This is a genomic window from Streptomyces sp. NPDC045955 (assembly GCF_056430805.1).
The window spans coordinates 1-26,876 of record NZ_JBWKKY010000011.1 but is presented as its reverse complement, the minus strand read 5'-3'; the positions used below and the strand labels follow the sequence as shown (position 1 = coordinate 26,876).

Sequence of the window (26,876 nt, the reverse complement as noted above, 5' to 3'; positions counted from 1 at the left end):
GGGCCGCGACGGGCGGTGACCGCGGTGCCCGGCGCCCCCTCACGGACCCCCGGGTGTCTCGTAATGAGACACTCGCGACCGGCCGAAGCGCTCCATGATCATGGACACTCGATGTCCGCCCCGTCTTCCCCCACCCCGCAGGAGCGCCCGTGTCCACCGTCGTCGAGACCGACGTCCTGATCGTGGGCAGCGGCCCCGCCGGTGCCTCCGCCGCGCTCGCCCTGAGCACCTACGGCGTGCCCAACACCGTGGTGACCCGCTACGCGAGCCTCGCCGACACGCCCCGCGCGCACATCACCAACCAGCGCACCATGGAGGTGCTGCGCGACCTCGGCGTGGAACAGGACGTCGTCGCGCAGGCCACCCCGCAGCACCTGATGGGCAACACGACGTTCTGCACCGGCCTGGCGGGCGAGGAACTGGGCCGGGTGCGCTCCTGGGGCAACGACCCGCTCGTACAGGCGGAACACGAACTCGCCAGCCCCACCCGCATGTGCGACATGCCGCAGCACCTCATGGAGCCGGTCCTCGTGAACGCGGCCGTCGCCCGCGGCACCCGGCTCCGCTTCCAGAACGAGTACCTCTCCCACACCCAGGACGCCGACGGCGTCACGGCCACCGTCCGCGACCGGCTGCGCGGGGACACATACGAGATCCGCGCCAAGTACCTGATAGGCGCCGACGGCGGACGGTCGAAGGTCGCCGCGGACGCCGGGCTGCCGATGGGCGGCCAGATGGGCGTGGCAGGCAGCGTCAACATCGTCTTCGAGGCGGACCTCACCCGGTACACCGCCCACCGCCCGGCCACGCTCTACTGGGTCCTCGCGCCCGGCGCCACGGTCGGCGGCATCGGCGCGGGCCTGGTGCGCTGCGTCCGCCCCTGGACCGAGTGGCTGATCGTGTGGGGCTACGACGTCACCGCGGGCGCCCCGGACCTGACCACCGAGTACGCCGAATCCGTCGTGCGCAAGCTCGTCGGCGACGACGACATCCCCGTGACCATCAGGTCGTCCTCCGCCTGGACCGTCAACGAGATGTACGCGGAGAGCTACGCGAACGGCCGCGTCTTCTGCGCCGGCGACGCCGTGCACCGGCATCCCCCGTCCAACGGCCTCGGCTCCAACACCTCCATCCAGGACGCCTACAACCTGGCCTGGAAGCTCAAGCTCGTCCTCGACGGCACCGCCCACCCCAGGCTGCTCGACAGCTACACCGCCGAGCGCGCGCCCATCGGCCGGCAGATCGTCACCCGGGCCAACCGGTCCATCCGCGAGACCGCCCCGATCTTCGAGGCCCTCGACGGGCTCTCCCCGCAGACCCCCGAGCAGCTGTGGGCCAACATCGCCGCCCGCAAGGACAGCACCGAGGCCGCCGGGAAACAGCGCGCCGAGCTGCGGGAGGCGATCGCTTTCAAGGCATACGAGTTCAACGCGCACGGCGTCGACCTCAACCAGCGCTACACCTCCGGCGCGATCGTCCCGGACGGCACGCCCGACCCGGGCTTCGCCCGCGACCCCGAGCTGCACCACCAGCCGTCCTCCCGCCCCGGCGCCCGGCTCCCGCACGTCTGGATCACCTCCGGACCCCGCACGCTCTCCACCCTCGACACGGTCGGCCGGGGCCGCTTCACCCTGCTGACCGGCATCGGGGGAGAGGACTGGGTGCGGGCCGCCTCGGCTCAGGACGTCCCGGTCGCCACCGTGGTGATCGGCCCCGGGCAGGAGTACGAGGACCCGTACGGCGACTGGGCGCGGCTGAGCGAGATCTCCGACGCGGGCGCCCTGCTCGTGCGCCCCGACGGGTTCGTCGCCTTCCGGCACGCGTCCGCCGCACCGGACGCCGGCGAACTGCTCACGGACGCGCTGCGGACCATCCTCGGACGCGCCTGAGCGAGCAATCACGGAGGCACCGCAGCGCGCAATCATGGAAGCAAGGGCAGCAGCGAACTTCGACGACGAGGAGCCGCGATGACCACCGACGCGACCGGGACCGGCGTCACCGAGCAGGCCCTCGCCAGCCTCCGGGGAACCGCCGACCCGCGGCTGCGCGAGCTGCTCACCGGCCTCGTCCGCCACCTGCACGACTTCGCGCGCGAGACCCGGCTGACCCAGGAGGAGTGGGAGCGGGCGATCACCTTTCTGACGGCGACCGGGCAGGCCTGCACCGACACCCGGCAGGAGTTCATCCTGCTGTCGGACGTGCTCGGGCTGTCCATGCTCGTGGAGACCGTCAACGGCCACCGCGCGCCCGGCGCCACCGAGTCGACCGTGCTCGGCCCCTTCCACATGACCGAGTCGCCCGTGCGCACCCTCGGCGACGACATCGACCTCGTGGGCGGGGGCGAACCATGCGTGGTCAGCGGCCGGGTGCGGTCCGAGGACGGCACCCCGCTGCCCGGCGCCGTCGTCGACGTGTGGCAGGCCGACGACAAGGGCTTCTACGACGTCCAGCAGCCCGGGGTCCAGCCCGCCGGCAACGGACGCGGGCTGTTCACCGCCGACACCGAGGGCCGCTTCTGGTTCCGCACCTGCGTCCCGGCGCCGTATCCGATCCCCACCGACGGCCCGGTCGGAGGGCTGCTGCGCGCGACCGGGCGGCACCCCTACCGCCCCGCGCACATCCACTTCATCGCCGCGGCCGAGGGGCACACGCCCGTCACCACGCACATCTTCGTGGCCGGCGGCGACTACCTCGACTCGGACGCGGTGTTCGCCGTGAAGGAGAGTCTGGTCCAGGACTTCCCGGAGACCGACGACCCCTCCCTGGCCCGGGAGTTCGGCGTACCGAACCCCTTCCGGCACGCCCGCTTCGACCTCGTCCTGGAGCGTGCCGCATGACGTTCCCCAGCTACCAGAGCTTCCCGAGCTTCCAGAGCGATTTCTCGTACGAGACCCGGCCCGTGCGGGTCGTCTTCCGGCCCGGCGCGGCCGTCACCGCGACCCCCGGCGAGGCCGCACGCCTGGGTCTGCGGCGGCTGCTCGTGGTCTGCGGCAGCCGGGGCGAAGCCGTCGCCCGGGCGGTCGCGGACGCGCTCGGCGACACCTGCGTCGGGGTCCACGCGGAGGCCCGGATGCACGTCCCCGTCGAGGACGCCGACCGGGCCGTGGCGGCGGTACGGGCGGCCGGGGCGGACGGCTGCGTCGCGGTCGGCGGCGGCTCCGCGATCGGCCTCGGCAAGGCGATCGCCCTGCGCACCGGACTGCCGCTGATCGCCGTGCCCTCGACCTACTCCGGCTCGGAGATGACGCCCGTGTGGGGCCTGACCGAGCACGGCACCAAGCGCACCGGCCGCGACCCGGTCGTCCAGCCCCGCAGCGTCGTCTACGATCCCAGGCTCACCCTCTCCCTGCCCGTACCGCTGACCGTGACCAGCGGCGTCAACGCGCTCGCGCACGCCGTCGAGGCGCTCTACGCCCCGGACACCTCGCCGCTGGTCTCGGTCATGGCCGAGGAGGGCGTGCGGGCCATGGCCGGCGCGCTGCCACGCCTGGCCGCCGGCCCGGAGGACCTGGACGCGCGCAGCCGGGCGCTGTACGCGGCATGGCTGTGCGGCTCGTGCCTCGGCGCGACCACGATGGGGCTGCACCACAAGCTGTGCCACGTCCTCGGCGGCATGTACGGCCTGCCCCACGCCGAGACCCACACCGTGGTCCTGCCCCACGCCCTCGCCCACAACGCCCCCGCCGCCCCGCAGGCGCTGGCCGTCCTGCGACGGGCCCTCGGTGCCGACGACGCCCCCCGGGCCCTGTGGGACCTGGCCGGCAGCCTGGGCGCACCGCGCTCCCTCGCCGAACTCGGCCTCGAGGAGGCCGACCTGGCACCGGCGGCGGCCCGGGTCGCGGGCGAGCCGTACGCCAACCCGCGCGAGGTGACGGCGGAGGGGGTGCGGGGCGTACTGCTCGCGGCGTTCGAAGGGGGCCCGCCGAACTCCGGGCTTGCGGACAGAAGGTGACCGCAAGCCTTCCTAGGGTCGGGGCATGACTCGGAAGCAGAGGATTCTTGTCACCGGCGCCACGGGAACCGTCGGCCGTCAGGTCGTCGCCGAGCTGCTCGACCGGGGGCACGAGGTGCGTGCCCTGACGCGCGACGCGTCGAAGGCCGCCTTCCCGGCCGGCGTCGAGGTCGTCGAGGGCGACCTGACCGCACCTGACGGCCTGGCATCGGCGCTGGAGGGCGTCACCGGCCTCCATCTGATCACCTTCGGCGGTGCCGCCTTCAGCCCGCTGGAGACCGGCCCCCGGATCCTTCAGCTCGCCCGCTCCGCCGGGGTCCGCCGCGTCACCGTGCTGCACGGCGGCGGGCCCACCCCGCTGGAGGACGCGGTGCGTGCCGACGACGGCGTGGACTGGACCGTGCTCATGCCGGTGGAGTTCATGGCCAACGCCCTGGAGTGGGCGGACGGGATCGTGGCCTCGGGGGAGGTGCGAGAGCCGTTCGTGGACCGGCTGAGTGCCATGGTCCACGAGGGCGACATCGGCGCCGTCGCCGCGGTCGCGCTCACGGAAGAGGGACACGCGGACCAGGAATACGTGATCACGGGCCCCGAAGTGCTCACCGTCGGTGACAAGGTGGAGACGATCGCCGCCGCCGTCGGCCGGGAGATCACCCTGGTCGAGCTGACCGAGGAGCAGGCCGTCGCGCAGTGGCGGGCGGCGGGTCTCGCACAGGACGTCATCGGCTTCCTGCTCATGACGTACGGGGACACCCCCGAGGTGGGCCGTACCGTCTCCGGCACCGTCGAGAAGGTCACCGGCCGCCCTGCGCGCCCCTTCGCCCGGTGGGCCGCCGAACACGCGGGCGTTTTCAAGGGGCAGTCCTGACTGTCTCGTATTGAGACACCCGCACCGGAACCCGGCCCGTCAAGATCGACAAGGGGGGTGTGACCGCAGCAAGGTGCGGCCGTCGGCATGCGCTGAATCGCTGACCGTGCGGCCGCACACCCGAAGAAAGGTGACCACCATGGCCCTCGCACTGCTCCGGCGCCGGTGGCTCAAGAACACCTCCGCCGCAGCGGCGGGCCTCGCCCTCCCCCTCCCCGCAGGCGCGGGCGCCGTGGCCCGCGAGGTCGTCGACCCGATGGGCACGCCCCTGGCGGCCGCGGACGTCACCGTCACCGCGCTGGACACCCACCGCGTCGCGGCCCGCGGCACGACCGACCCGTACGGCTACTTTCTCGCCGCGCTGCCGCCCGGCCGGTACAGCCTGCTCATCTCGGCGCAGGGCCTGCGTCCGCACCGCGAGACGATCGAGACGGGCCCGGGCGCCCCGACGGCCACCGAGCGCGTCTGGCTGCAGCCCGCCGAGGCGCTCCAGCTGCCGACGCCCGGTACCTGGCTCTTCGACCCGCCGCACACCGCGATCCGGTTCATCGCCAAGCACGTCGGCATGGCCCATGTCCACGGCCGCTTCGAACGCTTCGAGGGCGGCATCCGGATCGCCCCGGACATGACCGACTCCCGCGTGCACGTCCGTATCGACGCCTCCAGCATCACCACCGGCAACACCACCCGCGACAACCACCTGAGGTCCGCCGACTTCCTGGACGTCGAACGCTTCCCCCACATCGACTTCACGAGCGCCCGCTTCGCCTACCGGGGCGGCAGCAAGTGGACGCTCCAGGGCTCCCTCACGATGCACGGCGTCAGCCGCTCGGTGGCCCTGGACACGACCTACCTCGGCACGGTCAACGGCGGCTACGGGCAGGAACTGCGCTGCGCCGCCCTGGCGACGGCGGAGCTGCACCGCGAAGACTTCACCCTCAACTGGCGTTCCATGCTGGCCCGGGGCATCGCCGTGGTCGGCCCGACCGTCCAGCTGGAGCTGGACGTCCAGGCGATGTACCGGACCCACGACACACCGACCCCACCGGAATAATCCCTGGCCCGGTCCATCCCATCCTCCCTACACTCGCCGAGTACCCGGCGCCGCCCACGAATTGAGCTGCGGCGCACCGTCGTGACGAACGAAGGGAGACGGCCATGCGTGACCGCACCGCTGCCACCGTCTCCCTGCCGCGCTACGAGGTGATCCTCGTGTCCTCGTCGCTCCGGTGCCCGCTGCGCGGCGGGCGCCGGATGACCGGGACGAACGTCTGAAAGGCCCCTGCGCACAGCTTGCCGGCGTGAAGTCGGCAGGCTGTGCACGCTTGTCGCCAGGCCCGCCTCGCCCGGTAATCGCGCTGCCCCTTTCCTGAACGCTTCGAAAGGCCCTGGGCCGTGCGCATCAACCACAACCCGCTCGCCGTCGTCCGCAATCTCGGCATCCTCGCCCACGTCGACGCCGGCAAGACCACCGTGACCGAACGGATCCTGTTCGCCACCGGAACCACGCACAAGCGCGGCGAGGTCCACGACGGCACGACCGTCACCGACTTCGATCCGCAGGAGCGGGACCGGGGCATCACCATCTTCGCCGCAGCGGTGAGCTGCGCCTGGGACGGTCACCGGATCAACCTGATCGACACTCCGGGGCACGTCGACTTCGCCGACGAGGTGGAGCGTGCCCTGCGCGTGCTCGACGGTGCCGTGGCCGTGTTCGACGCGGTGGCCGGGGTGGAACCGCAGAGCGAGTCGGTGTGGCGGCAGGCGGACCGGCACGGCGTACCGAGGATCGCGTTCGTCAACAAGATGGACCGCGCCGGTGCCGACCTGGACGCGGCCGTGGCGTCGATCCGGGAGCGGCTGCACCCGGCCCCGCTGGTCGTGCAGCTGCCCATCGGCTCGGAGGACGCCTTCACCGGCGTCGTCGACCTCGTACGCCTGCGCGCCCTGCGGTGGGCCGACGGTGACGTCTTCGAGGAGACGCCGGTGCCGGACGACCTGCGGGACGAGGCCCTCGCGCGCCGCCGGGCGCTGGAGGAGGCCGTGGCGGAACTCCATCCGGGCGCCCTGGAGGAGTTCTGCGACACGGGCACGCTCGGCGCGCGGACCCTCTCCTCGGCGCTGCGGGACCTGACCCGGGACGGTGACGGCGTGGTCGTGCTGTGCGGATCCGCGTACCGCAACCGGGGTGTGGAGCCGCTGCTCGACGCGGTCGTGGCCTATCTGCCGTCGCCGCTGGACGTGCCGCCGGTCCGCGGCAGCCACGAGGGCGAGGAGCGGGAGCGGGCCGCCGACCCGGCGGCCCCGCCGGCCGCCCTCGCGTTCAAGGTGCAGGCCACCCCGACGGGACGGCTGACCTACCTGCGGATCTACTCCGGGACGATCGAGAAGGGAGACACCCTGTGGGACGCGAGCGCGCGGCGCACCGAGCGCATCGGCCGCATCCTGCGCGTCCGGGCCGACCGGCACACGCCGCTGGACCGGGCGGTCGCCGGGGACATCGTCGCCGTCGCCGGGCTCAAGTCGGCCCGCGCCGGCTCGACCCTGTGCGCGCCGGACGCCCCGCTCGTGCTGGAACCGCCGGGCGTGCCCGAGCCGGTGGTGTCGGTGGCGGTCGAGTCCCGAAAGGCCGGCGACACCGACCGGCTCGCGTCCGGGCTGGCCCGGCTGACCGAGGAGGATCCCTCGCTGGTCGTGCGGACCGACCCGGAGACCGGGCAGACCGTACTGTCGGGCATGGGTGAACTGCACCTGGAGGTGGCGGTGGAGAAGCTCCGGCGCGAGCTGGGTCTGGAGGTCAACGTCGGCCGCCCCCGGGTCAGTTACCGCGAGACCGTCGCCCGGGGCGTGTCCGCTCTGGTCTACCGGCACGTCAAACAGGACGGCGGGGCGGGCCAGTTCGCCCATGTCGTGCTCGACGTGGAGCCGTACGAGGAGGGCGGGTTCGTGTTCCGCTCGGCCGTCGTCGGCGGACGCGTGCCGCAGGAGTACGTCCGGGCGGTCGAGGCCGGCTGCCGGGACGCTCTCGCCGAGGGGCCGCTCGGCGGGCATCCGGTGACCGGCCTGCGCGTCACGCTCACCGACGGGGCGACCCATGTGAAGGACTCCTCGGACACGGCGTTCCGCACGGCCGGCCGGCTCGGCCTCCGCGAGGCCCTGCGCGCCTGCGCGATGGCCTTGCTGGAGCCGGTCGTCGAGGTCACGGTGACCGTGCCCGAGGACGCGGTGGGCGGTGTCCTCGGCGACCTCGCCGCCCGGCGCGGCCGGGTGACCGGCTCGGTCACCCGCGCGGGCGCGGCGGTCGTCACGGCCACCGTGCCGCTGGCCGAACTCTTCGGCTACGCGACCCGGTTGCGCAGCCGCACCCAGGGCCGTGGCACCTTCACGGCCCGGCCCACCGGCTACGCGCCGGCGCCGGTCGCGACGCCGGCGCGGTAGCGGGACGGCGGTCGGCCCCTCCCCGGAAGAGGAGGGGCCCGACACGCTCACGGGTACGACTCCACCCTCGACGGCACACTGGGCGGCTGACGCCCGGCGGATATTCGTTTGCCCCGCCTTGCGCCCCCTGCCAACCTCGCCCCCATGCCCACCTTCACCGCTCCCGACGGCTCTACCCTCGTCTACCACGTGACGGGGGACGGACCGCCCCTGGTCTGTCTCCCCGGTGGTCCGATGCAGGACTCGGTCTACCTCGGGGACCTGGGCGGTCTGACCGCCCACCGCGGCCTGATCCGGCTGGATCTCCGGGGCACCGGCAGTTCGGCGGTGCCGCGGGACACGGCGTCGTACCGGTGTGACCGGCAGGTCGACGATGTCGAGGCGCTGCGGGAGGAGCTGGGGCTGGAGCGGCTGGATCTGCTCGCGCACTCCGCCGGTGCGAATCTCGCCGCGCTGTACACGGCCCGTCATCCGGACCGCGTGGGCCGGCTCGCCCTGATCACGCCCAGCGTCTTCGCCGTCGGCCTCGGCATCACCGCCGAGGACCGCCTGGAGACGGCACGCCTGCGCCGGGGAGAACCGTGGTTCGCCCCGGCGTACGCGTCCCTGGAGGCCATCACGGCCGGCCGCGCGACGGCCGGCGACTGGGACGCCGTCGCCCCGTTCTGGTACGGCCGGTGGGACGACGAGGCCCGGGCCTTCCGCGCGGCGGAGCAGCGACAGCGCAACGACGAAGCCGCCGCCTTGTACGCCTCCGACGGCGCCTTCGACCCCGACGGCACCCGGAACGCTCTTGCCGCGAGTGCCTCACCGGTGCTCGTCCTCGCCGGGGAGTACGACGTGGCCGCGCCCGCGCGCGTGATGAAGGAGTACGCGGGGCTGTTCCCGAAGGCCGAACTGGTCGTGCAGAGCCGGGCGGGGCACTTTCCGTGGCTGGAGGACCGGGGGCGGTTCGTGACGGCCGTGGCGGCCTTTCTGGGCGATGGCGATGGGGATGGCAGCGCTGTCAGCAGTCCCTGAACTCCGGTGACTGGTTCAGTATCTGGGACCGTGCGGAGGTGAAGCGCGCGTACCTCTCCCCGGTCCGCGCCTCCGGGCGGAACGCCGCCACGCGGTGGCAGTTCTGGAAGGCCAGCGTGATGCCGAAGTGGCGTTCCAGGCTGCTGCGGATCGCGTCGCTGGCGAGGGCGCGCAGGAGTTGGCCGCGCTCCTGTTCCGACGGGGGAGGGGTCTGGTTGTCGGTGAAGTCGGCTTTGCCGTCGTGGAGTTCGGTGGCGAGGGAGGCGATCAGGTCGTAGGCGTAGGGGAGGGACGTGCGGACCGTGTCCACGAAGTCCTCCTCGCGGATGTCGCCCTGCTCGGCTTCGGCGAGGAGCTTCGGGGAGACGTCGAGAGACATGGGGAGTGTCGTCCTGTCTGGTCGGGGGTGGGGGCCGGAGGGTGTCAGGTGGTGGGCGGGGTGCCCGGGACGTAGTCCGGGTCGACCTGGGCGGCCAGGTCCTCGCCCGTGCGGGCGTCCGCCCACGCTCGGGCGTTGCGCAGGTGGAACTCGACGGCGTGGCGGTGGAGCCGGTCCCAGTCGCGGGGGTGGGAGTCGACGGCCTCGCGCAGGATCGTGAGGGCGTGGCGGTTGTGCGGCTCCAGGGAGTCCAGCGCGTCCAGGCCGCCCTCGGTGCGGCCCTGTTCGGCCGCGCGGACCCAGGAGGAGTGGACCAGGTGGGTCAGGAGGTCGTCCCCCACCTGTTCCTTGAGGAAGAGGAGGTCGTCCTCGCCGGTCACCTTGTTGCCGATGACCGCGATGCGGATGCCGAACTGCTCCGCGTGGTCGCGGTACTGGCGGTAGACGGAGATGCCCTTGCGGGTGGGCTCCGCCACCAGGAAGGTGATGTCGAAACGGGTGAACAGGCCGGAGGCGAAGGCGTCCGCGCCCGCCGTCATGTCGACCACGACGTATTCGCCGGGGCCGTCGGCCAGGTGGCCGAGGTACAGCTCGACCGCGCCCAGCTTGGAGTGGTAGCAGGCCACGCCCAGGTCGGACTCGTCGAACTCGCCCGTGACCATCAGCGGGACGCCGCCCGCCCGGCCGACGTGCCGCGCGTGCAGTGCGTCGTCGCCGAGTGGGCGCAGCAGGCGCGAGCCGCGTCCCGGGGGAGTCGTTTTGATCATCGCCTCGCGGGAGGTGATGCGTGGGTTCGTGCCGCGCAGGAAGTCCTTGATCTCGGCCAGGTGCTCGCCCAGGGGCGGAGCGGACTTCTCCTCCTCGCCGAGCGCCTCGGCCAGGTGCTGGTTGATGTCGCCGTCGATGGCGAGGACCGGGGCGCCGGAGCGCGCCAGGTGGCGGGAGAAGAGGGCCGACAGCGTGGTCTTGCCGCTGCCGCCCTTGCCGACGAACGCGACCCTCACGACCGCTCGTCCTTTTTGAAAATGGATGTCATGTGGTTAGGTTTAGGGAGTGATCGTCGCCGCTGTCAAATCGCCTGCTCCATTCGGGATTTGCGGTGGTGTCCGAGCATCGGGGCCCCGATCGGCCGACGTCGGCCTTGATGCATATCCTGTGCAAGTGCGTGATGTGAGCATCAAGAGTTCGTTCCGGTTCCTCGCAGCCCTCGTCCTCGTCCCGGGCCTGGCCGGCTGCTTCGTCTCCCCGCCGGGGGAGTCGCCGTCGGACGGCGGACAGCCGGGTTCGCGGCTGCGCGTCGCCCTCGCCTTCCCGCCCGCCGAGAACTTCTCGCCCTACGGGGCCGACGCCACGCTCCTCAGCCGGCTCGGCGTCACCGAGGGCCTGACGGCCCTGGACGCCAACGGTGCCGCGACCCCCGCGCTCGCCGAGTCCTGGCGCCGCGAGGACGACCGCACCTGGCGGTTCACCTTGCGCGAGGCCACCTTCCAGGACGGCACGGACGTCACCCCCACCGCCGTGGCCGACGCGCTCACCCACGCCACGAAGGCGAAGCCCGTGCCCGCCGCCCTCGCCGGTGTCGCCCTCGACGCCGAGGCCGACGGCAGCCGCGTCATCCGGATCACCACCGGCGCGGCCGACCCCGTCCTGCCCATGCGCCTGTCCAGCCCGAGCCTGGCGATCCTCTCCCCGAAGGCGTACGCGGGGAAGGGCGCCGCCACGCCCGTAGGCACCGCCACCGGGCCCTTCGAGATCACCAAGGTCAACAGCGGCGGCTCCGCCACCCTCGACCGCTTCGACGACTACTGGGCCGGCCGCGCCCACGCCTCCGGCATCGACGCACGCTTCGTCAAGGACGGCACCGCGCGCGCCAACGCCGTGCGCACCGGGGACGTCGACATCACCGAGGCGATCCCCGTCGCCCAGGCCGCCACCCTCGACAAGGAGACCCTGAAGGAAGCCGGTACCACCCGGACGACCAGCCTTCACCTCAACACCAGGACCGGCCCCTTCAAGGACCCGGAGCTGCGTGCCGCCGCCCGGGAGGCGATCGACTCATCCGTCATCGTCAAGGGCGTCTTCGAGGGGTACGCCGACCCGGGCGCCGGCATCTACGGACCCGCCGTCACCTGGGCCGGGAGCAAGCGGGTGAAGCCGACGGGGCGCGCGGACGCCGCCCGGCCCGACGGCACGCGGATCACCCTCGCCACCTACGACAACCGGCCCGAACTCCCCGAGGTCGCCCAGGTCGTACAACAGCAGCTCGAGAAGGCCGGCTTCACGGTCGAACTGGAAGTCCGCGAGTACTCACGGCTGGAGAGCGACGCCCTGGCCGGCGAGTTCGACGCGTTCATCGGCGCCCGCAACAGTCTGCTCGACACCGGCGACCCCGTCGGCATCCTCGCCAGTGACTACACCTGCGACGGCGGCTACAACCTGGCCCTGCTGTGCGACAAGGACGTCGACCGGGCCGTGCGGAAGGCCGACGGGACCGACGGCACGGGCGAGCGACAGGGCGCCGCCATGGCCGCCGAGGCCGCGGTCCTCGGCACGGACGCGGTCGTGCCGCTGGCCCATCAGCAGATCATCGCCGGCGTCGCCCCCGAGGTCTGGGGCGTTCGCCTCGACCCGTACGAGCGCGCCCTGGTGGACGCCGGGACGCGTCGCTGACCCATCGGTTCAGCCGGATCAGTCCAGGCGGATCAGTTCGGGCAGATCGCTTCAGGCAGATCGCTTCAGGCGGGCAGCTTCGTGTCGATCACGCAGCTGATCTCCACCGCCTGCCCGCGAAAGGTGAGTTCGGTGACGCCCAGGGCCGTGCTGACCGGGCGGTGGGTACCGAAGTACGCGCGGTTGCCCTCCGCGATCACGCCGGCGTTCTTCACCAGGTCCACCACGTAGAGCGTCTGGGAGACGATCTGGTTGCGCGTGACACCGTAGTGGGCCAGCACCTTGTCGATGTTGGCGTAGGTCCCCGCGAGTTGAGTGGCGACGTCGTCCTCGGGGTCGAAGCCGCCCGCCTCGTCGAACGAGAGCTGTCCGGAGACATGGATCAGATCGCCGGACCTGATCGCCTGCGCGTAGCCGAAGTGGCTCTCCGCAGGGATGGCGTGGTCGTAGACATCGATCGTGGTCATGGTTGCCGTCCTTCCGTTCCTTTGGTCGAGCGCGAACACACGCTCTCTTGCGGTTACTCGGAAACCGTAGGAGAGTCTGTGCCGACCTGGAAGAACGCACTTTTCAGTGACTGGGGAACCAGATGGTGACCAAGCAGTTGAGGGACCTGCCGGAGAACGCGGACCTGCGGCGCGCCGACTCCCTGGCACGGGAGATCTTCTCGGACGTGGCCAACAAGTGGGCGCTGCTGATCATCGAGGCCCTAGGTGACGGCACCCTGCGCTTCAGCGAGTTGCGTGACGAGGTCGAGGGCGTCAGCCACAAGATGCTCACGCAGAACCTGCGGATGCTGGAGCGCAACGGCCTCGTCGTCCGGAAGGTGCACCCCACCGTGCCGCCGAAGGTCGAGTACACGCTCACCGAACCGGGCCGGGCCCTGCGCGCCACCGTCGACCTGATCTGCGGCTGGACCCATGAGTACCTCGGGCACATCGAGTCGGCCCGCGACCGGTTCGACGCCTGACCGGCCGGGGCGTCAGCTCGCGACCAGTTCCCGCACCTGCCGCCGGGCCGGGGCCTTCTCGACCCGCGAGGTCCGGTACAGCCACAGCACATCCCGTCCGAACGACCACACCAGCAGGCCCAGAGCCAGGGCCGCGACCCCGAAGGTGGCCGCGTACGGCAGCAGACCCGCGCCAGCCAGCAGCAGAAGCACGCCCTGGAGCGCCGCGACCGTCTTGCGGGCCGTACTCGGCGGGAGCGCGGCGGTCAGCCAGGGCCAGACGCGGGCGGCGGCGACGAATACGTACCGCATCCCGCCGATCAGCAGGACCCAAAGGCCCAGTTGCATCGACACGTACACGCTCAGCACCAGGATCAGGAACGCGTCGACCTCCATGTCGAAGCGCGCGCCCAGCGGGGTCGAGGTGCCGGTGCGGCGGGCCACCTTGCCGTCGACACCGTCGAGGATCAGCGCCACCGCCGTCAGACCGACGAGCAGCGACACGGGCGGCGAGCTCTGGAAGGAGTCCGCGACCAGCGCGGTGACCCCGCCGACGAGGGTGGCCCGGCCGAGGGTGACCCGGTTCGCCGCGCCGAACGAGCGCAGCCGGGAGCGGTGCAGGGCCCGGGAGAGCACCGCCCAGGTGGCGATCGCGAACGCGAGGCCGGTCAGCCAGCCCGCCGGGCCCATCCCGATCGCCGTACCGATCAGGGCCAGCAGCAGGATCTGCGCTCCCGCCCCCACGGCGGTCTCCTGCTGTACGAGCCTCGCGTCGTAAGTGTTGTTCAGGGCCACCGAACACCCTCCGGCCGTGTGACAGAGTCGATCAACGCCGCTACCTTGTGCGCGGCCTGTGCACCCCTCGGTACGCAAGCAGCTTCCCGATCGTTCAGGAGGACTTCGATGAAGCACACCGGACGCGCGTTCTGGATCGACTCGCCTGGGCGAGGCGGCATCCGGGACGTCAGTCTGCCGGACCCCGGCGAGGGCGAGGTGCTGGTCCGCACCCTGTACTCCGGCGTGAGCCGTGGCACGGAGACGCTGGTCTTCCGCGGCGGCGTACCGGAAAGCCAGCACACGGCCATGCGGGCGCCGTTCCAGGAGGGCGGCTTCCCGGGCCCGGTGAAGTACGGCTACCTCAACGTCGGCGTGGTGGAGGAGGGGCCCGAGGCCCTCGTCGGCCGTACGGTGTTCTGCCTCTACCCGCACCAGACCCGCTACGTCGTCCCGGCGAGCGCCGTCACGCCCGTGCCGGACACCGTGCCGGCCGAACGGGCCGTGCTCGCGGGGACCGTGGAGACCGCCGTCAACGCCCTGTGGGACGCCGCGCCCCTGGTCGGCGACCGGATCGTCGTGGTCGGCGGGGGCATGGTCGGCTCCTCGGTGGCCGCCCTGCTCGCCCGGTTCCCCGGCGTGCGCGTCCAGTTGGTCGACGCCGACCCGGGCCGGGCCGAGACCGCCAAGGCCCTGGGCGTCGGCTTCGCCTCTCCCGAGGACGCCCTCGGCGAGTGCGACCTGGTCGTCCACGCCAGCGCCACCGAGCAGGGCCTCGCCCGGTCCCTGGAACTCCTCACCGCCGAAGGGACCGTGCTCGAACTGAGCTGGTACGGCGACCGGCAGGTGAGCCTGCCGCTCGGCGAGGCCTTCCACTCCCGGCGGCTCGTCATCCGCTCCAGCCAGGTCGGCACGGTCTCCCCGGCCCGGCCGGGCCGCACCTACGCCGACCGGCTCGCCCTCGCCCTCGACCTGCTCGCCGACCCGGCCCTCGACGCCCTCGTCACCGGCGAGTCCGCCTTCGAGGACCTGCCGGACGTGCTGCCGAAGCTCGCCTCCGGCGAGATCCCCGCCCTGTGCCACCGCGTCCGCTACGACGGGAGCGCCTGACCTGAGAGAGGACGGGAGCGCCTGACCTGAGAAAAGACGTGGCGGAGGCTGAACAGGGGAAGGGAAGGAGCCGTAATACACGGCATCCCCGGCAGCTGGAGCGGGGGAGCAGACGCGCCGCACCTGGAGGGTCGTCCGTTGTTCAGCATCACCGTCCGCGATCACATCATGATCGCCCACAGCTTCCGTGGCGAGGTCTTCGGACCGGCGCAGCGCCTGCACGGGGCCACGTTCCTCGTGGACGCCACGTTCCGGCGCGAACAGCTGGACGACGACAACATCGTCGTCGACATCGGCCTGGCGACCCAGGAACTGGGGGCGGTGGTCAGCGAGCTGAACTACCGCAACCTCGACAACGAGCCCGACTTCGCCGGAGTCAACACCTCCACGGAGTTCCTCGCCAAGGTCATCGCCGACCGGCTCGCCGAGCGCATCCACAAGGGCGCGCTGGGCGAGGGCGCCAAGGGCATCGCGGGCCTGACCGTCACCCTGCACGAGTCGCACATCGCCTGGGCGAGTTACGAGCGTGCGCTGTGACCGACACGACGATCGAACGGCCCGGGCAGAGCGGACCGGCACCCGCGCGGCTGAATTATGTTCCCGTGCAGCACGCCACCCTGAAGAACGCCGAGATCATCCCCATGTCCCTGCGCACCGTGCACTTCGTGCTGCCGGGCGGCGTCGACGACCCGGCGACGCCCAGCGGCGGCAACGCCTACGACCGGCGCGTGTGCCTGGACCTGCCCGGCTTCGGCTGGCAGGTCACCAAGCACGCCGTGGCCGGTGACTGGCCCCGGCCCAGGGCGGCGGCCCGTACGGAACTCGCCCATACCCTGAGCGGCCTGCCCGACGGTGCCGTCGTCCTGCTCGACGGGCTGGTCGCCTGCGGCGTCCCGGAGATCGTCGTGCCGGAGGCGGAACGGTTGCGCATGGTCGTCCTCGTCCACCTCCCGCTCGGCGACGAGACCGGGCTCGCCCCGGCCGTGGCCGCGGAACTCGACGCCAAGGAGCGGGCGGTGCTGCGGGCCGTGCCGGCGGTGGTCGCCACCAGCGACTGGGCGGTCCGCCGTCTGGTCGCCCACCACGGCCTTCCCCCCGAGCGGGTGCACGTCGCCGCCCCCGGTGCCGACATCGCGCCGCTCGCGCCCGGCACCGACGGTGTCTCACGGCTGCTGTGCGTGGCCGCCGTGACCCCGCGCAAGGGACAGCACCGACTGGTGGAGGCGCTGGCCACGGTGGCCGACCTGCCGTGGAGCTGTGTGTGCGTCGGCAGTGTCACCCAGGACCCGGAGTACGTCGCCCATCTGCGATCCCTCATCGCCGAGCACGGTCTTCAGGACCGGCTGGAGCTGGCGGGAGCGCAGACGGGCGCCGCACTCGACGCCAGTTACGCCACCGCCGACCTGATGGTCCTCACCTCCTACGCCGAGACGTACGGCATGGCCGTCACCGAGGCCCTGGCGCGCGGTATCCCGGTCATGGCCACGGACGTCGGCGGACTCCCCGAGGCGGTCGGCCGCGCCCCCGACGGCGGCGTGCCCGGCATCCTCGTCCCGCCGGAGAACCCGGCCGCCATCGCCGCGGAACTGCGCTGCTGGTTCGGCGAGGCGGACGTACGCCGTCGCCTCAGGGGCGCCGCCCGCAGCCGCCGCGCCGCCCTCGGCGGCTGGGCGACGACCGCACAGAGCCTGGCGGCGGTACTGCGCCGGCTCCCGACCGACCCCCGGAGGGCCGCATGACGAACCCGGTGACGACCCAGCAGAACGGGACGATCCCGGCCCAGCCCGGACCGAGGGAGGCTGCCGAGGCGATGAGCGGCGTGATTCAGGGTGCGGGCCCGAACGGGAAGCCCGGGCCCGACCCGTCGGCCCGGTCGGCGGATGCGGCGCTCCCAGGCGTGGGCCCCGGCGGGCCGTCCGCCTGGTCGGCGGGGGCGGCGGTGCCGGGCGTGGGCTCCGGTGGGCAGGCCGCCCGGTCGGCGGACGCCGTGGCTGCGGGCTCGGCCCTCAGCGGCCAGTCCGGGCCGGGGCAGGCCGTGGACATGGTCATCCCCGGTGCCGGGCCCAGTGGGAATCCCGGTGCGCGGCCCACCGTGAAGCTGCGTGAGGCCAACCCGGACGATCCGCCCCGTTACGCGCCCGAGTGGCTGCAGTTGCGGGAGCCGGCCGATGCCGCCGCGCGGGCGCACGATCTGCTCGACCCCTTGCGGATCCGGCTCGCCAACCTGCCGGGCAGGTCCGGCGGGGTCGTCATCCACGACCTCGGGTGCGGTACCGGCTCGATGGGCCGCTGGCTCGCCCCCTGCCTGGACGGCGCCCAGCACTGGATCCTGCACGACCGCGACCCCTATCTGCTGCACTTCGCCGCCGTCGCCTCCCCGCGCTCCGCGGCCGACGGCAGCCGGGTCACCGTGGAGACACGGCGCGGTGACGTCGCCCGCCTCACCGCGGACGCCCTGCACGGCGCGTCCCTGGTGACGGCGTCCGCGCTGCTGGACGTCCTCACCCGGGAGGAGATCGACGCCCTCGCCGCCGCCTGCGCGGGAGCCGGCTGCCCCGCCCTGCTCACGCTGTCGGTCGCAGGCCGGGTGGAACTGACGCCGTCCCACCCGCTGGACTCGGAGATCGTCCAGGCGTTCAACGACCACCAGCGCCGTGACGGTCTGCTCGGTCCCGACGCGGTGACGGCGGCGACCGAGGCGTTCTCCGAGCACGGCGCGACGGTGCGGCTGCATCCCAGCCCCTGGCGGCTCGGCCCCGAGCAGGCCGCGCTCACCGAGCAGTGGCTGCGCGGCTGGGTCGGCGCAGCCGTCGAACAGCGCCCCGAGCTGCGCGCCCGCGCCGACGCCTACCTGGCCGAACGCCTGGCCGCCTGCGCCGCCGGCCAGTTGCGCGTCACCGTCCACCACACCGACCTCCTGGCTCTGAACCGCCCGGCGGGCGGAGCGTCATGAGCCCACAGGCGACGGGAACGACACAGGTGCCGCAGGGCGCGCTGACGGCTGTGTGCGAGCGGCCGGCGACCGTCGATGCGCGATGGCTGCCGGAAACCGGCGGTGAATCGGCTCCGTCCACTGAGTCAGCCACCCCCTGCGGCAACGGGGCCGGCGCCGCCTCGTCGCCCCGTCGCCCGATCCGTACCGCCCTCGCCCGTCTCGGCTCCCCCCAAGTCCGCACGCATCTCGGCACCCTTGCCGGGGTCGTCATCCTCGGCGTACTGCTCTGGCGGCTCGGCACCGGCGTCTTCCTGGACGGGCTGGGCCGGATCGACACCGTGTCGGTGCTGCTCGCGCTCGGGATCGGGCTCGTCACCACCGTGTTCAGCGCCTGGCGCTGGGCGCTCGTCGCCCGCAGCCTCAGGATCCGGCTGCCGTTCGGGCCGGCCGTCGCCGACTACTACCGGGCGCTGTTCCTGAACGCGGCGCTGCCCGGCGGTGTGCTCGGCGACGTGCACCGGGCGGTACGGCACGGCCAGAGCGAGGGGGACGTGCGGCGGGGCGTGAAAGCCGTCGTCCTCGAACGGGCCGCCGGACAGATCGCGTTGTTCGCCCTGGGAGCCGTGGTCCTGCTGACCATGCCGTCCCCGGTGCTGGCCCAGGCCCGGCACATCGCGCCGCTCGCGGTCCTGGCCGCACTCGGCGCGATCGCCGTCGTCCTCGCCCTGCGCATGAACCGCCCGGAGCCCTCCCACCGGGGGCGGGCGCTGCGCGCCCTGCTCGCCGAGGCCCGCGAAGGGCTGCTGTCCCGCCGCAACGGGCCAGGAGTCGTCGTCTCCTCGGTGGTGGTCCTCGCAGGCTACGTCGCCATGTTCGTCCTCGCCGCCCGCGTCGCCGGAGCCGCCGCCTCCGTGGCCGTCCTGGTGCCGCTCGCGGTACTCGCGCTGCTGGCCATGGGCCTGCCGCTGAACGTCGGCGGCTGGGGACCGAGGGAGGGCGTCACCGCCTGGGCGTTCGGCGCCGCGGGCCTGGGCGCCGGCCGGGGACTCGCCGTCGCGGTCGTCTACGGGGTGCTCAGCCTCGTGGCGAGCCTGCCCGGCCTGATCGTGCTCGTCGCCCGCTGGTACGAGGGCCTGCGGGCCGGATCCCGGTCCGCCTCGCCGACCCCCGGACCCGGCTCCGCGGCCGTGCCTGACTACTCGTCGGAGGTCAGCAGCGAGAAATACGCCCCGAAGGAATCCGCCAGGCTCGCCAGGAGTTCCTTCCCCTTTTCCGCCGAACCCAGCGAAGGACGGCCGATGACACCGGAATCGGTATAACCGGACATGCCGAGGGTGAGCAGATGACGCCGGTCGTCAGCGACGAAATCGGAAGTCTCATAACCGGGTCGGAGCATTTCGGGATGAGCGTGCAGAAGGATGGAGGTCTCTATTTCCCCCGCGTGCATGTCGGTGAGCAGCGAGGCGACCACACCCGCCCGCTCCCGCGCCGCCTCCCAGTCCTCCGGGGCCGGGAACAGCGCCATCCGCTCGCCGCGGGCGGAGGATTCCTGAACGACGTTGCCCAGTACGTAGTTTCCGCCGTGCCCGTTGACCACCACCAGGGCGTCGACGCCGGACCGGCGGAGCGAAGCCGCTATGTCCCGTACCACCGCATGAAGGGTCACCGAGGAGATGCTCACGGTCCCCGGCCAGGCCGCGTGCTCGTGCGAGCACGAGATCGTCACCGGAGGAAGGAGGTGCACCGGGTACGCGCCGGCTATCTCCCGCGCGACGGCACAGGCGACGAGCGTGTCGGTCGCCAGCGGAAGATACGGGCCGTGCTGCTCGAAGCTGCCCACGGGAAGCACCGCGACCTGCCGTGAGACACCGGAGCCCCGCGTCCGTACGTCTTCCGTGGTGTCCGCCGGCACCAAGTCACTCATAACGTCACGGCCTTTCGTCTCTGCTTAGGAACTCGAGAATCATGACAGAAAAAATTGGCGTACTCGGCAAGAAGTCACCGCAGCGGACCGGCGTGGAACGCGTCGTGAATGCGCCCTTGCCCACCGTGTACGGGAAATTCCAGGCGGTCGGCTACCTGGACCACGACCGCGGTGACGAACAGGTGGCGCTGGTCTACGGCGACCTCGGCACCGACGACGTGCTCATCCGGCTGCACTCGGAGTGCCTGACCGGCGACGCCTTCGGCTCCCAGCACTGCGAGTGCGGAGACCAGCTCGACGCCGCCCTGCGCGCGGTCGTCGCCGAGGGCGCCGGTGTCGTGGTCTACCTCAGAGGGCATGAAGGCCGCGGCATCGGTCTGCTCGCCAAGCTGCGCGCGATGGCCCTCCAGGCGGAGGGTCTGGACACGGTCGAGGCCAACCTCGCCCTCGGTCTGCCGGTGGACGCCCGTGACTACGGCGTGGCCGCCCGGATCCTCGACGACCTGGGCGTGAAGTCCGTCCGCCTGATGTCCAACAACCCGCGCAAGCGCGAGGCGCTGGTGAACCACGGCATCGAGGTCGCCGAGCAGGTGCCCCTGCTGATCCCGCCGTGCGAGAACAACATCACCTACCTGCGGACCAAGAGGGAGCGCCTCGACCACCACCTGCCCCACCTCGACGCGGTGGTCAGCTCCTCCTGAGACGCTGGGGCGGATCCCCTCGACGTGACCTCGGCGGCATGCGTACGCGACCCGCGGGCGGGCCGCGTACGCTGCGGGGACGTCCGCCCCTTGAGCGCCGGCCCTCAGCTGGCCGGCGCCTCACGTCACGGAGGCCCACCTGTATGACCGAGCTCCATCTGTGGCTGCGACACGAGGCCCGAACCACCGAGCGGCGCACGCCGGTCGTGCCCGACGACGCCCGGCGGCTCGTCGAGCACGGAGTGGCACTGACGGTCGAGGACTCCCCGCAGCGGGTCTTCCCGACCGGGGAGTACGAGGCGGCCGGCTGCCGTGTCGCCCCCGCGGGGTCCTGGGTGTCGGCCCCGCCGGACGCCGTCGTGCTCGGTCTGAAGGAACTGCCCGAGGAGCCGGCCGAGCTGAGGCACCGGCACATCTTCTTCGGCCACGCCTACAAGGGCCAGCCCGGGGCGGCCGGCCTGCTGCGCCGGTTCGCCGCCGGGGGCGGGGCGCTGTTCGACCTGGAGTACCTGGTCGACGACACCGGACGGCGCCTGGCCGCCTTCGGGTTCTGGGCCGGCTACCTGGGCGCGGCCCTCGCGGTGCTCCAGCACCGCGGCCGGCTGCGGGCACCCCTGACGCCCACGACGAAGGAGGCCCTGGACGAGACGCTGAAGCCCGCCGCGGACGACGCCGAGTTCGCCGGTCTGGTCATCGGTGCCCTGGGACGCAGTGGCCGCGGTGCCCGGATGGCCTTCGCCACCGCCGGTGCGGACCCGACGTGCTGGGACCTCGCCGAGACCCGCGACCTGGACCGCCGCGCCCTGCTGGAGCACGACGTGATGGTGAACGCGGTGCTCGCCACCAGCCCGGTCCCGCCCTTCCTCCGCGAGCAGGACCTCGGCACCCCGGGCCGCCGCCTTCGCACCCTGTGCGACGTCACGTGCGACGTCGGCTCCCCGCTCAACGTCCTTCCGGTGTACGACGAGACCACCGACTGGGACGAGCCCGTCCGCCGGCTGCGCGAAGACCCGCCGCTCGACCTGATCGCCATCGACAACCTGCCCTCCCTGCTGCCGCTGGAGTCCAGCTCCGACTTCTCCGCCGCCCTCCTGCCCCACCTGCTCGACTTCGGCGTCACCGGGCCCTGGGGACGCTGCCTGGACCGGTTCCGTCAGGCATGCCGCGAACAGGGCATCACCCAGGGGGAGACCCTTGACCACTGACCCGGTCCCCGCGAGCGGCACCGTCCACTGGATCGGCGCCGGCCTGTCCACGGGCAGCGGTCTGGCCGCCCTGTGCGACACCGCCGCGCGCGTACGGCTCTGGCACCGCACCGAGAGCCGCGCGGCCAGCGCCCTCGACCGGCTGGGCCTCGCCGGCCGGGCCGAGCCCCGCGCGTACTCGCTGCCCGCCCTCGCCGCCGAACTGGCGCCCGGCGACGCCGTGGTGTCCATGCTGCCCGCGCCGGAGCACGCGCCGCTGCTCGCCGAGTGCGTCCGGCTCCGCGCGCACTTCGCCTGCTCCAGCTATGTGTCCCAGGCGGTCCTCGACCAGGTGCCCGCCGCGCAGAAGGCCGGGGTCGTCGTCCTGACCGAGGCGGGGCTCGACCCGGGCATCGACCATCTCTTCGCCCACGCCCTCGTCGCCCGCGCGCGGGAGGCCATCGGGGACGAGACGCCCGCCTCGTACAGCCTCACCTCGTACTGCGGCGGCGTCCCGGCCGTCCCGAACGACTTCACGTACCGGTTCAGCTGGGCACCGGCGGGTGTCCTCAACGCCCTGCGTTCCCCGGCCCGTCACATCGAGGGCGGCGCCGAGACGGTGGCCGACCGCCCGTGGGAGGCGACCCGGCGGCACGTTGTAGACGGGGAGACCTTCGAGGTCTATCCCAACCGCGACAGCGTCCCGTTCGTCGCGCAGTACGGACTGCCGGACGCCTGGACACCGCGCACGTTCGTACGCGGCACCCTGCGCCTGGAGGGCTGGTTGCGCGCCTGGGACGGCGTCTTCGAGGAGCTGAAGCGGGGCGACGACGCACGGATCGCCGCCCTGGCCCGGGAGCTGGCCGCCACGTACCCCACCACGGACGACGACCGCGACCGGGTCGTCCTCGCCGTGTCGCTGGACGTGCGGGCCGGGACCGGGCGGACCTGGGCGGGCGGCTGCCTCCTGGACCTGGTGGGCGACGCGCGGGAGAGCGCGATGGCCCGCTGTGTCTCGGGCACCCTCGCCCTGGGCGTCCGCCACGTCCTGGACGGCTCCCTCCCGCCGGGCCTGAACCGGGCTGCCGGGACGGCGGCACGTTCCGAACAGTGGCTGGGCGAACTCGCCCGGGACGGCGTCGAGTTCACACTCCGCGTCGACCGGTAGAGCAGGTCAGACCGACACGGCCTCGTGGACGAACCTCTTGAGGTCGCGGAAGACCGTGTGGGAGGTCCTGGGCCGCACCTGTGTCATGAACTGCACCGTCAGGTCGCGGCCCGGGTCGACCCAGAACGTCGTGGTGGCCACGCCGCTCCAGCCGTAGGCGCCGAGCCCGGAGGGCGCCTGGGTGCGGGACGGGTCGATCACCACGGAGACGTTGAGACCGAAACCGACCCCCGCGTTGCCGGGCTCGTCGTGGGCGGGGCGGCTGCCGAAGGCCCGCAGATCGGCGTTGCCGGGCAGGTGGTTGCGGGTCATCAGGTCCACTGTCTCAGGGGCGAGCAGCCGGACGCCGTCGAGTTCGCCCCGGCGGCGCAGCACCTCCATGAAGCGGTGGTAGTCGTGGGCGGAGGCCACCATGCCGCCACTGCCGGACAGGAACCGCGGCCGGCCGCCGCGCAGCGGCAGCCCGGCGATCCGCTCGATGCCGCCGCCGTCCTTCTCCCCGTACATCTCGGACAGCCGGGGCGCCTGCTCGTCCGTGACGTGGAACCCCGAGTCCGTCATGCCGAGCGGCCCGAAGATCCGCTCGGCGCAGAACACGTCGAGGGGCTGCCCCGACACGACCTCGACGACCCGGCCCAGGACGTTGCTCGCCACCGAGTAGTTCCACTGCGTGCCCGGCTCGAACTGCAACGGCAGACTCGCGTACAACTCGATCGTCTCGGCCAGGTCCGCGCCCGGCCGCACCGACGACTCCAGGCCGGCCTCGCGGTACAGGGCGTCCACCGGGTGGGTGTGGTAGAAGCCGAAGGTCAGGCCCGAGGTGTGGGTCATCAGGTGCCGGACGAGTATGGGGCCGGTGGCCGGGCGGGTTCTGACGTCGGCCCCGGAGCCCTCGACGTAGACCCGGGGGTTCGCGAAGGCCGGCAGGTGGTCGGCGACCGGGTCGTCCAGTGACAGCCGGCCCTCCTCCACCAGCAGCAGCGCGGCGACCGCGGTGACCGGTTTCGTCATGGAGTAGACCCGCCACAGCGTGTCCGGCTCGACGGGGAGCCCGGCCGCGATGTCGCGCAGGCCGTGCGTCGTGAGGTGGGCGACGCGTCCGCCGCGGGCGACGGACACGAGGAAGCCCGGCAGCCGGCCCTCCTCGACGAGACCGGCGAAGTGCCGGTCCAGGCGGCTCAGCGCCTTGGGATCCAGCCCGGCCTCACCCGGGTCGACCTCTTGCCGCAGCTGTGCCATCGCTCATCCTCCGTCGCGCTCGTCGAGGTGAGATCCGGCATACCCCGACCGGACCGCCTCAGACCCCATCCTCGTGCAGGAACCATGCGTGACCACGTGGGAACGGCAACATCACGTGGGAACGGCAACCTGATGCAGCTCGTGCACGCCAAGGCCTAAGGATCAGGTCGGCATGCGCGGGTGAGACAGCGGTCCTGATGTCCCTCACCGGGCCCGCGTCCGAGGATCCTTCCGGGCCGAATCCGAAGTAGGCCCGGCAGGAGATGACGAGCCCTCCGGACGTGGCGGCGCGCTGCCTCGCCTGTGCCCTGACCTGCGGTTGCCGCTGCGCCTCGGTCTCCTCCACCAAAGCCGCCCGGAGGCGCTTCTGCGGCCTCTTGCTGGCGCCCGAGCGGTAGCCGCTCCACGGTGCGGCGGGAGACGCCCAGGCCCTCGGCTCCGGCCGCCGTGGAGCCCTTTACGCGCGTGCGAAGGAATTTCATCAGGGCTCGGGCTGCTTTCGGCGCCGGGCGGGTGAAAGCGACGCGCTCCGCGCGACTCAGGCGACTGAGTGTTGCAGTACTCTCCTGCGCCGTCTGGGGGTGCCGCGTCGCCAGCGGCGTGGGCCGCCACCCCTCCTGTTGGTCGTTGCTCCCATGAGGGGCGGCTGGACGACAACCGTCCGCTACGACGTGTCATCGAGCGATGCGCGGAGTCTCGGACATGAGACCACGGCCAGGGGCTGGCTCAGTAGGAGGCTCTGTCGCCGTGCCCGGCCCCTGTTGTCGGGGCCTGGTTTCAGGGCGTCGAGCGTCGCCGCAGGCGGGGCAGCCTTCCGGCGAGATGGCGTCCGGATCCTTTGAGCTCTGTCTGTCGCAGCGGGGGCACAGCTGGATATCGAACTGCCTCGGCACTGCATCGGCGGCAGACCGCACGAGTGCACGGGGGCACTGGTTGGGGCATCCGGCCCAACCAGTGCCCAGGTCACCGAACCGGACCCGGAAGAGATCGAGGCAGAGGCAGCAGCGGACGCTCCACGCCGCTGTTGGGCTTCGGAACGGATCCAGTGGTTCAAGTTCGTATTGGGCCAGCGCCGATTCCGCCTCACGGGCTGCCAGTTTCCAGGCCAGTCGAACATGCAGGGAAAGGTGCGCGGCTGACGAGTGCGGCCCTGGGCCGGAAGGGCGTAGCTCCGGCCAGTTCAACACACGCGGTAGTGGCGGAAGGCTTCGCACGCGGTCCGTACTCGGATGCCCGTCCCACTCTGCGCCGTACTCGCCTTCTGGTGTGCGCCAGTGGCGTACCAGGCCTTCGGCCACGTGGGCGACGTCGCCCGGGCTGCGAAGACGCGGTGAAGCGGCGTGACGGGGGCGGAGATGAGGACGGCGTTAGGGCTGGGACCGAGCTTGGCGTAGGCCCAGCTGGTCGCTTCGTCCCAGTGGAGACGGACGCCGCCCCGTGCGCCGGTGCGGCTGACGTCCCAGATGAGGATCATGTAGAGCGGCTGGCGGCGATCAACTTGGCGGTACGCGCGAGAAGTCTGCTCGGCCCGGGCGATGCCCGGCTCGCAGGATCTCGACAGGGGTCTCGACGTTCTATTCGGCCATGCCGTTGATGACGCGGTAGGCGACGTACAGCCCGTACAAGGCGAGAAGCACGCCGAGGAATCGCGTCCACGCGGGCAGGGTGCGGCGCTGATGGGTGTTCCACATGCGCCGGAGGCGCACGACGGCGGAAAGGGCACCGAGCGCGGCGATCGCCGTGAACACCCAGAACAGCACGGGCCGATCATCCACCGAGGCCTTCTGCACTCCGGCGTTGCCGATGATGAGCAGCAGGTAGGGGGCGATGTACTGAGCCGGGCTGAACTCCCGAACCCTCTCAGAGCTACCGGAATCGATCATGGAATGCCTCCGAAGTGGTAGGTGTCGGCATGGACGTGCGCCCCACGGCAGGGGGAACAACCGTGGGGCGCACATGGGTGTTACAGCCCCCGGGGAGGGGCCGCATCAGGTGACTCGGTACATCACAGGATGATGTCGATGAGCCACTCGATGGCCGTCTTGACGGAGATCGCGCCGCCCAGGGTCAGAGCCTTCTTCACCCAGCCCGGAAGGGAGTTCCACTTCTCCTTGAAGTAGCCCTTGCCCTTCTTCGCCCAGTCGGTCAGCTTCTTCTGCCAGGAGTCGGGCAGCGCCTTGAAGGCCTTCTTCAGGGCCTTCTTCTTCAGCTTGTCCAGCAAGCCGTTGGCGGCGACGTCGTCGCCGGCGTAGACGGCGGTGATCTCCGCCTGGGTGAGGCCCTCTTCTCTCAGGAGCTGCTGGCCCTCAGCGGAGTCCAGGTAGCGGACGAACGCCTCGTGCGAGAAGAACTCGAACTCCGGGTCGACCTCCGGGGTGACGGAGGCGGCAGCGGCCCTCTCGCGCTGCTCGGTCGCCTGCGCCGCCGTGGTACCAGCGACACCCAGAGTGAGGGCAGCAAGAGCAGCGAGCGCACTCATGCGGATATGCCGACGATTCACTATCGTGGTCCTTCGGGTAAGACGGTGCGGGCGCTGCCCCCCGGTGCACTGATGGCCTGGAAACC

General features: G+C 72.2%; 24 protein-coding genes and 1 pseudogene. 17 read left to right on the top strand and 8 right to left on the bottom strand.

Going from position 1 to position 26,876, the window contains the following annotated elements:
* Window positions 1-149: 149 nt before the first annotated feature.
* From AC07F0_RS23140 to AC07F0_RS23110, 7 genes are all read left to right on the top strand, one after another.
* Window positions 150-1,889 carry an FAD-dependent oxidoreductase gene (locus AC07F0_RS23140; RefSeq protein ID WP_478981469.1) on the top strand — a complete coding sequence of 580 codons (1,740 nt, stop codon included), beginning with the start codon at window positions 150-152 and terminating at the stop codon, window positions 1,887-1,889.
* 78 nt (window positions 1,890-1,967) lie between these two features.
* Window positions 1,968-2,837 (top strand): intradiol ring-cleavage dioxygenase, encoded by an 870-nt coding sequence (locus tag AC07F0_RS23135; protein WP_478981467.1) that lies wholly within the window; start codon window positions 1,968-1,970, stop codon window positions 2,835-2,837.
* Window positions 2,834-3,952, top strand: coding sequence for a maleylacetate reductase (locus AC07F0_RS23130; protein ID WP_478981465.1), 1,119 nt, complete (start codon window positions 2,834-2,836; stop codon window positions 3,950-3,952). The genes AC07F0_RS23135 and AC07F0_RS23130 overlap by 4 nt, the downstream gene beginning before the upstream one ends.
* Before the next feature lie 25 nt (window positions 3,953-3,977).
* Window positions 3,978-4,820 carry an SDR family oxidoreductase gene (locus AC07F0_RS23125; RefSeq protein WP_478981463.1) on the top strand — a complete coding sequence of 281 codons (843 nt, stop codon included), beginning with the start codon at window positions 3,978-3,980 and terminating at the stop codon, window positions 4,818-4,820.
* Between the two features lie 139 nt (window positions 4,821-4,959).
* Window positions 4,960-5,874, top strand: a complete 915-nt coding sequence (locus AC07F0_RS23120; protein WP_478981461.1) for a YceI family protein — start codon at window positions 4,960-4,962, stop codon at window positions 5,872-5,874.
* A gap of 341 nt (window positions 5,875-6,215) precedes the next feature.
* A complete protein-coding gene (fusA, locus tag AC07F0_RS23115) occupies window positions 6,216-8,258 on the top strand; it encodes an elongation factor G (protein ID WP_478981459.1) in 2,043 nt (680 codons plus the stop codon).
* 144 nt (window positions 8,259-8,402) lie between these two features.
* Window positions 8,403-9,278: an alpha/beta fold hydrolase gene (locus AC07F0_RS23110; protein WP_478981457.1), complete on the top strand. Its 876-nt coding sequence runs from the start codon at window positions 8,403-8,405 to the stop codon at window positions 9,276-9,278.
* Here AC07F0_RS23110 and AC07F0_RS23105 read toward each other — a convergent pair.
* Entirely contained in the window at window positions 9,265-9,657 is a 393-nt protein-coding gene (locus AC07F0_RS23105; protein WP_478981455.1) for an SCO5389 family protein, read from the bottom strand. The two genes, AC07F0_RS23110 and AC07F0_RS23105, sit on opposite strands and share 14 nt — an antisense overlap.
* Before the next feature lie 44 nt (window positions 9,658-9,701).
* The gene (locus AC07F0_RS23100; RefSeq protein WP_478981453.1) at window positions 9,702-10,661 is read right to left on the bottom strand and encodes an ATP-binding protein; all 960 of its coding nucleotides are present in this window, start codon (window positions 10,659-10,661) and stop codon (window positions 9,702-9,704) included.
* Window positions 10,662-10,827: 166 nt separating this feature from the next.
* Here AC07F0_RS23100 and AC07F0_RS23095 point away from each other — a divergent pair, with 166 nt between their 5' ends.
* Window positions 10,828-12,327, top strand: coding sequence for an ABC transporter substrate-binding protein (locus tag AC07F0_RS23095; protein WP_478981856.1), 1,500 nt, complete (start codon window positions 10,828-10,830; stop codon window positions 12,325-12,327).
* 65 nt (window positions 12,328-12,392) lie between these two features.
* Here the strand turns inward: AC07F0_RS23095 and AC07F0_RS23090 are convergent, their stop codons facing one another.
* Window positions 12,393-12,794, bottom strand: coding sequence for a RidA family protein (locus tag AC07F0_RS23090; protein ID WP_478981451.1), 402 nt, complete (start codon window positions 12,792-12,794; stop codon window positions 12,393-12,395).
* 122 nt (window positions 12,795-12,916) lie between these two features.
* On the opposite strand from AC07F0_RS23090, the gene AC07F0_RS23085 reads away from it, so the two are divergent.
* A complete protein-coding gene (locus AC07F0_RS23085) occupies window positions 12,917-13,297 on the top strand; it encodes a winged helix-turn-helix transcriptional regulator (RefSeq protein WP_478981449.1) in 381 nt (126 codons plus the stop codon).
* A 12-nt stretch (window positions 13,298-13,309) separates the two neighbouring features.
* Here AC07F0_RS23085 and AC07F0_RS23080 read toward each other — a convergent pair whose 3' ends face one another.
* Window positions 13,310-14,071 (bottom strand): CDP-alcohol phosphatidyltransferase family protein, encoded by a 762-nt coding sequence (locus AC07F0_RS23080; protein ID WP_478981448.1) that lies wholly within the window; start codon window positions 14,069-14,071, stop codon window positions 13,310-13,312.
* A gap of 108 nt (window positions 14,072-14,179) precedes the next feature.
* Between AC07F0_RS23080 and AC07F0_RS23075 the strand changes: the two genes are divergently transcribed.
* The 5 genes and pseudogenes from AC07F0_RS23075 to AC07F0_RS23055 form a co-directional block, all read left to right on the top strand.
* Complete coding sequence (locus tag AC07F0_RS23075; RefSeq protein ID WP_478981446.1) at window positions 14,180-15,160, top strand: zinc-dependent alcohol dehydrogenase; 981 nt, start codon at window positions 14,180-14,182, stop codon at window positions 15,158-15,160.
* Window positions 15,161-15,298: 138 nt separating this feature from the next.
* Window positions 15,299-15,697, top strand: coding sequence for a 6-pyruvoyl trahydropterin synthase family protein (locus AC07F0_RS23070; protein ID WP_243378660.1), 399 nt, complete (start codon window positions 15,299-15,301; stop codon window positions 15,695-15,697).
* Window positions 15,694-16,899, top strand: coding sequence for a glycosyltransferase family 4 protein (locus AC07F0_RS23065; protein ID WP_478981444.1), 1,206 nt, complete (start codon window positions 15,694-15,696; stop codon window positions 16,897-16,899). Before AC07F0_RS23070 ends, AC07F0_RS23065 begins: the two co-directional genes overlap by 4 nt.
* A 302-nt stretch (window positions 16,900-17,201) precedes the next feature.
* Window positions 17,202-18,113 carry a class I SAM-dependent methyltransferase gene (locus tag AC07F0_RS23060; RefSeq protein ID WP_478981854.1) on the top strand — a complete coding sequence of 304 codons (912 nt, stop codon included), beginning with the start codon at window positions 17,202-17,204 and terminating at the stop codon, window positions 18,111-18,113.
* A pseudogene (locus AC07F0_RS23055) lies at window positions 18,110-19,132 on the top strand (lysylphosphatidylglycerol synthase transmembrane domain-containing protein); the annotation flags it as partial. The gene AC07F0_RS23060 and the pseudogene AC07F0_RS23055, both read left to right, overlap by 4 nt.
* A gap of 158 nt (window positions 19,133-19,290) precedes the next feature.
* Here the strand turns inward: AC07F0_RS23055 and AC07F0_RS23050 are convergent.
* Window positions 19,291-20,019, bottom strand: coding sequence for a creatininase family protein (locus tag AC07F0_RS23050; protein ID WP_436729022.1), 729 nt, complete (start codon window positions 20,017-20,019; stop codon window positions 19,291-19,293).
* Between the two features lie 41 nt (window positions 20,020-20,060).
* On the opposite strand from AC07F0_RS23050, the gene ribA reads away from it, so the two are divergent.
* The 3 genes from ribA (at window position 20,061) to AC07F0_RS23035 (ending at window position 23,072) form a co-directional block, all read left to right on the top strand.
* Window positions 20,061-20,720, top strand: a complete 660-nt coding sequence (ribA, locus tag AC07F0_RS23045) for a GTP cyclohydrolase II (protein WP_059421618.1) — start codon at window positions 20,061-20,063, stop codon at window positions 20,718-20,720.
* A 143-nt stretch (window positions 20,721-20,863) separates the two neighbouring features.
* A complete protein-coding gene (locus AC07F0_RS23040) occupies window positions 20,864-21,925 on the top strand; it encodes a saccharopine dehydrogenase (protein WP_478981443.1) in 1,062 nt (353 codons plus the stop codon).
* Window positions 21,915-23,072 carry a saccharopine dehydrogenase family protein gene (locus tag AC07F0_RS23035; RefSeq protein WP_478981441.1) on the top strand — a complete coding sequence of 386 codons (1,158 nt, stop codon included), beginning with the start codon at window positions 21,915-21,917 and terminating at the stop codon, window positions 23,070-23,072. Before AC07F0_RS23040 ends, AC07F0_RS23035 begins: the two co-directional genes overlap by 11 nt.
* 6 nt (window positions 23,073-23,078) lie before the next feature.
* On the opposite strand, the gene AC07F0_RS23030 is transcribed toward AC07F0_RS23035, so the two are convergent.
* The 3 genes from AC07F0_RS23030 to AC07F0_RS23020 all read right to left on the bottom strand — a co-directional run bounded on the left by AC07F0_RS23030 (window position 23,079) and on the right by AC07F0_RS23020 (window position 26,790).
* Window positions 23,079-24,311, bottom strand: coding sequence for a serine hydrolase domain-containing protein (locus tag AC07F0_RS23030; protein ID WP_478981439.1), 1,233 nt, complete (start codon window positions 24,309-24,311; stop codon window positions 23,079-23,081).
* 1,574 nt (window positions 24,312-25,885) lie between these two features.
* Complete coding sequence (locus tag AC07F0_RS23025) at window positions 25,886-26,194, bottom strand: hypothetical protein (RefSeq protein ID WP_478981437.1); 309 nt, start codon at window positions 26,192-26,194, stop codon at window positions 25,886-25,888.
* 122 nt (window positions 26,195-26,316) lie between these two features.
* Entirely contained in the window at window positions 26,317-26,790 is a 474-nt protein-coding gene (locus AC07F0_RS23020; RefSeq protein WP_478981435.1) for a hypothetical protein, read from the bottom strand.
* Window positions 26,791-26,876 lie beyond the last annotated feature (86 nt).